General features: G+C 49.7%; 2 protein-coding genes and 1 pseudogene. 2 read left to right on the forward strand and 1 reads right to left on the reverse strand.

The genetic code is table 11. The features are described from left to right. Positions 1-511: pseudogene (locus JX312_RS08535) on the forward strand (carbamoyl-phosphate synthase (glutamine-hydrolyzing) small subunit); the annotation flags it as partial. A gap of 114 nt (positions 512-625) precedes the next feature. Next, positions 626-3,841 carry a carbamoyl-phosphate synthase (glutamine-hydrolyzing) large subunit gene (gene carB, locus JX312_RS08540; protein ID WP_204457702.1) on the forward strand — a complete coding sequence of 1,072 codons (3,216 nt, stop codon included), beginning with the start codon at positions 626-628 and terminating at the stop codon, positions 3,839-3,841. 119 nt (positions 3,842-3,960) lie between these two features. Here the strand turns inward: carB and JX312_RS08545 are convergent, their stop codons facing one another. After that, positions 3,961-4,563 carry an SH3 domain-containing protein gene (locus JX312_RS08545; protein ID WP_123403143.1) on the reverse strand — a complete coding sequence of 201 codons (603 nt, stop codon included), beginning with the start codon at positions 4,561-4,563 and terminating at the stop codon, positions 3,961-3,963. Positions 4,564-5,489 lie beyond the last annotated feature (926 nt).

Below are 5,489 nucleotides of genomic sequence, written 5' to 3' on the forward strand. Positions count from 1 at the left end.
TTACAATATCATCCGCTGTCTGACACGCCGCNGCGTGAGAGTCACACTCGTGCCGTGGGATTATGACTTCACTCAGATACCCTACGACGGTCTTTTCATCAGCAACGGTCCCGGCAGCCCCGAATTTGCGGAAAAGACAGTGGAGAATATCCGCAAGGCTTTCGAGATCGGCAAGCCTATATGCGGAATCTGCATGNGAAATNAGCTCCTCAGCAAAGCCGCAGGCGCGAAGATCTACAAACTCAAATACGGACACCGCAGCCATAACCAGCCGGTGCGTCTCAGCGGCACGGAACGTTGCTTCATAACATCTCAGAACCATGGATTCGCCGTAGACAACGACACTATTCCCGCCGACTGGGAACCGCATTTCATAAACATGAACGACGGTACCAACGAGGGCATACGGCATAAATCGAAACCTTTCTTCTCCGCGCAGTTCCACCCGGAAGCAAGCAGCGGTCCGAAAGATACGGAATTCATATTCGATGAATTTATTGCATTGTTGTGATATAAAAGAGTTGAGGGTCTTGGTGCCCGCAACTTTTTTTGTAATATAACGGCATATTTATCCGCTCCCCTCACAACTCTCTCTTTGAAATTCTTCACTCTACAATAATAAAAAATGGCTATCAAGAAAGTATTGTTTCTCGGTTCCGGAGCACTCAAGATCGGAGAAGCCGGAGAATTTGACTATAGTGGATCACAGGCGCTGAAAGCCATGAAAGAGGAAAACATCGAAACGGTGTTGATAAACCCCAACATCGCCACAGTGCAGACCTCGGAAGGCTTTGCCGACAAAATATATTTCCTTCCCGTCACTCCATATTTTGTGGAGAAAGTGATAGAGAAGGAACGCCCGGACGGCATTTTCCTTGCATTCGGCGGACAGACCGCGCTCAACTGCGGCGTGAAGCTCTATGAATCCGGCGTGCTTGAGAAATATGACGTTAAGGTGCTCGGAACTCCCGTACGCGCCATCATGGATACCGAAGACCGGGAACTTTTCGTGAAGAAGCTCGACGAGATAGATGTAAAGACTATCAAGAGCGAGGCTGTGGAATCAGTAGAAGACGCTCTCGCGGCTGCCGACAGACTCGGCTATCCGGTAATCATACGCGCCGCGTACGCCCTGGGAGGTCTTGGCAGCGGCTTCTGCGACAACCGCGATGAACTCATCTCGCTTGTGGAGCAGGCTCTCTCTTTCTCGCCTCAGGTGCTCGTTGAGAAAAGTCTCAAAGGGTGGAAGGAAGTGGAATATGAAGTTGTGCGCGACCGCTTCGACAACTGCATCACAGTCTGCAATATGGAAAACTTCGACCCGCTCGGCATCCATACCGGCGAGAGTATCGTGGTCGCTCCTTCGCAGACTCTCTCCAACGAAGACTATCACATGCTGCGCAAGCTCGCTATAAAGATCATCCGCCATATCGGCATCGTGGGCGAATGTAACGTGCAATACGCTTTCGACCCCGAATCGATGGATTATCGCGTCATCGAGGTCAACGCCCGCCTGTCGCGCTCTTCGGCTCTTGCATCAAAAGCTACCGGATATCCGCTCGCGTTCGTTGCCGCCAAATTAGGTCTCGGTTACGGTCTGTTTGACCTTAAGAATTCTGTGACGCGCTCCACATCCGCTTTCTTCGAGCCGGCTCTCGACTATATCGTCTGCAAGATTCCCCGCTGGGACCTCGGAAAATTCCACGGCGTGCGCCGCGAAATCGGCAGTTCCATGAAATCTGTGGGCGAGGTGATGGCAATCGGACGCACATTCGAGGAGGTTATCCAGAAAGGTCTCCGCATGATCGGGCAGGGGATGCACGGATTTGTGGAAAACAAACCAATCAGGATACAGGATCTCGACAAGTCTCTAAGCGAGCCTACAGACAAACGCATATTCGTCATCGAGGAAGCTTTCCGCAGAGGATATACAGTTGACCGTATCCACGAACTCACAAAAATAGACCGTTGGTTCCTTCAGAAACTTCATACAGTATTCAATACCTGTCGCGAACTTGAATCGCTGACTTCACTCGAAGAGATCTCCGACGAACTCATGAAACGTGCGAAGAGCCAGGGATTCAGCGATTTCCAGATAGGTCGCGCGCTGTGGGGCGAGGAGATGAACCGCCGAAGCGCCGAACTCTCCAACATGGTGCGTGAAAACCGCCTGAACAGAGGCATCAGACCGGTCGTGAAGCAGATAGACACTCTCGCCGCCGAATATCCGGCACAGACCAACTATCTCTATCTCACATACAACGGCAGCCAGAACGATGTGAACTATCTCGGCGACAAGCGCTCCGTGGTGGTGCTCGGTTCCGGAGCATACCGCATAGGAAGCTCCGTGGAGTTCGACTGGTGCGGAGTCAACGCGCTGATGACAGTTGCGGAAGCAGGTTATCGCCCCGTCATGATAAACTACAACCCGGAAACCGTATCAACAGACTACGACATGTGTGAGCGACTCTATTTCGATGAACTCACATATGAGCGTGTCATGGACATCCTCGAGCTTGAGGTTCCTCACGGAGTCATACTCTCCACCGGCGGTCAGATTCCAAACAACCTCGCCATGCGGCTTGACGAGGCAAAGGTAAACATACTCGGCACCCAGGCAAAAGACATAGACAATGCCGAAGACCGCAACAAATTCTCCTCGCTTTGCGACTCAATAGGGGTTGACCAGCCGCGCTGGCGCGAGCTGACATCGATGGAAGACATCGACATGTTTGTGGAGGAAGTAGGATTCCCGGTGCTTGTGCGCCCCTCATATGTGCTTTCCGGAGCCGCCATGAACGTCTGCTCCAACGAAGACGAGTTGCAGCGTTTCCTCAAGCTTGCCGCCAACGTCTCCAAACAGCATCCCGTAGTGGTTACGGAGTTCATACAGGGAGCAAAAGAGATAGAGATGGATGCCGTGGCGCAGAACGGCGACATAAAGCTTTACGCCATCTCCGAACACATCGAGTTCGCCGGCGTACACTCCGGCGACGCCACCATCCAGTTCCCTCCGCAAAAGCTATACGTGGAGACCATGCGCCGCATCAAGAAGATTTCCGGCCGCATAGCCAAGGCTCTTCACATATCGGGACCGTTCAATATCCAGTTCCTCGCCAAAGACAACGACATCAAGGTTATCGAATGCAACCTCCGCGCATCGCGAAGCTTCCCGTTCGTATCCAAAGTCTCCAAACAGANCTTCATCGATGCAGCCACACGCGTTATGCTCGGTCTCAACGTGGATAAACCCTCCAAATCCGCCTTTGATCTCGACTATGTCGGCATCAAGGCGTCTCAATTCTCATTCTCACGTCTGCAAGGCGCAGACCCTGTGCTCGGTGTGGACATGTCATCGACCGGCGAGGTTGGCTGCATAGGCGACGACACTTCCGAGGCAATTCTGAAAGCCATGCTTTCGGTAGGCTACAGCGTGCCTAAGAAGACAGTGCTCATCAGCGGCGGCACGGCACGTTCGAAAGTCGACCTTCTCGAACCTGCACGCATGCTTCACCGCAAAGGATATGTGATATATGCAACAGACGGCACACAGCGTTTCCTCGCCGACAACGGGGTGCCGGCGATACGTGTGCATCTTCCGGGTGACGACAAGCAGCCACAGGCTCTTGAAATGCTCCACAACAAAGAGATCGATCTTGTTGTCAACATACCGAAGAACCTTACGCCCAAGGAGCTCAGCAACGGCTACAAGGTACGTCGCGCCGCGATCGACCTGAACATACCACTGCTGACCAACGCACGTCTCGCCTCCGCCTTTATCCGCGCTTTCTGCGAGATACCTCTCTCCGACATCCGCATCAAGAGCTGGGATGAATATTGATCCGGAATGACATTTGACTTGAGGATTTAGATAAAAGATAAGCCTGCGGAAATAATCCGCAGGCTTATCTTTTACAAGAATTAGGATGGCTAAGTCAGTTTTATTTTTTAAACAACTTCTTATACAAACTCTGAATATTCAGCACCATCGAAGTAGATAGTGTTGTTAAACTCCCCGAAACCTACAGGAATGGGAGTGTCAAGTTGAGAAAGTTGCTCCTTTATGTCGGAAACCGGAGTAGATGAGTCAACATACGACACGCCGCTATATGTGGCTACTATTTTGCCGTCTTTTACTTCTGCCAGATAGTATTGTGTCTCCGCCGGGAGGTTGACTCTCATCCAGGTTACCGTGATCAACGCGTGTGTCTTGCCTACCGGTTCTATATATATGGATCCCTGGAAACGGATCTTGTCCAAAGCGCCATTCGATTGGATGTCTTTATTATACATACTCTCCGGTATTATGGCATCGCATGTAGTTGTTACAGATTTTGATACATATGCCTCCTTGCCGTTGTATGATACTTTGTACCAATCGTCAAGTTCTTCGATGCATGGGAGTAGGTCCGTGCTTTTCAGTGTGCCTGCTTTTGCCGATGTTGTGGACGGTGCGGTCCGCAGGTTGACGTTTCCTTTCATGGAGCTTACATACAGGCTTTGGGCATTACTGCACAGGGTGGAGATAATGATTGCCAAGGTCAGTAAAACGGAATGTTTCATATTAATTCTATTATTTTATTATGTTGTTTGTCAATTAGTTGTCAATTCTGGTTTGAAGTTCCATAGTCTTAAGCAACATGTGTCCCATTTAAGCGAAGGATCTCTGAATGGAACTTCTATACCTGTGAATTTAGTTATGCCGGATCCGTTGTGTACTGTCGTGCTTACCTTTACAGGTATTCCCGAGGGGAACGCATCCGGTGACTCAGTAGACATACTGTATTTGTTCCCGTCTTCGTCATATGCGAAGCCTTTAAAACTGTCTACATACAGTTTTTTATCTTTTGAGGAATTGTTGGTCAATGTATATTCCAATACGAGATCGGATCCCAGTGGAACAGCCTTTATCTCGCCCAGTGTGAAGTCGGGGTGAAGGAAGGCAGACGTGCCTGTCGGACCGAGTTTCACTTTTGGAACATCGACAGGTCCCAGTTTGTATGCGTATTCTCCGTAATAATTATTTTTTGTTGATTTGGGCGAATTTGGTGCGCGTCCTTCGATCACCAGGGTGGTAATCTTGTTGACTTTCCATGGGACAGTGGGCAAAAACAGGTAACTGAGATGTGGAATCCCGTTTTTAGACTCTATCATGTGATTGTCTATATACATGTATACCTTTTCTCCCGAATCAAGTATCGCATAGGTGGCATCGTCTCCGACAGACCGGTTTCCAACAAGGATATCGAAGTCGTCGCATTCGTTATGCCATCGGAAAGGAATTATCACACCATAATTCANACGCTTGGCAGGAAGCAGTTCAATGTCAACCTTTGGAATGGGAGTGCTCCATTCGTCTTCACGAGCCATGATGCCTATTGATGACATAAATGCAGCCAATACGAGAAATATAATTTTTTTCACTAGTGTCTCTTAAAAAGTGTTAATCAAATTCGAGGTCAAGAGTTGGATGGCAATTTGCTATTTGT

Source organism: Barnesiella sp. CU968, from assembly GCF_905219685.1.
In the GTDB taxonomy this organism is placed as follows: Bacteria; Bacteroidota; Bacteroidia; order Bacteroidales; family Muribaculaceae; genus Lepagella; species Lepagella muris_A.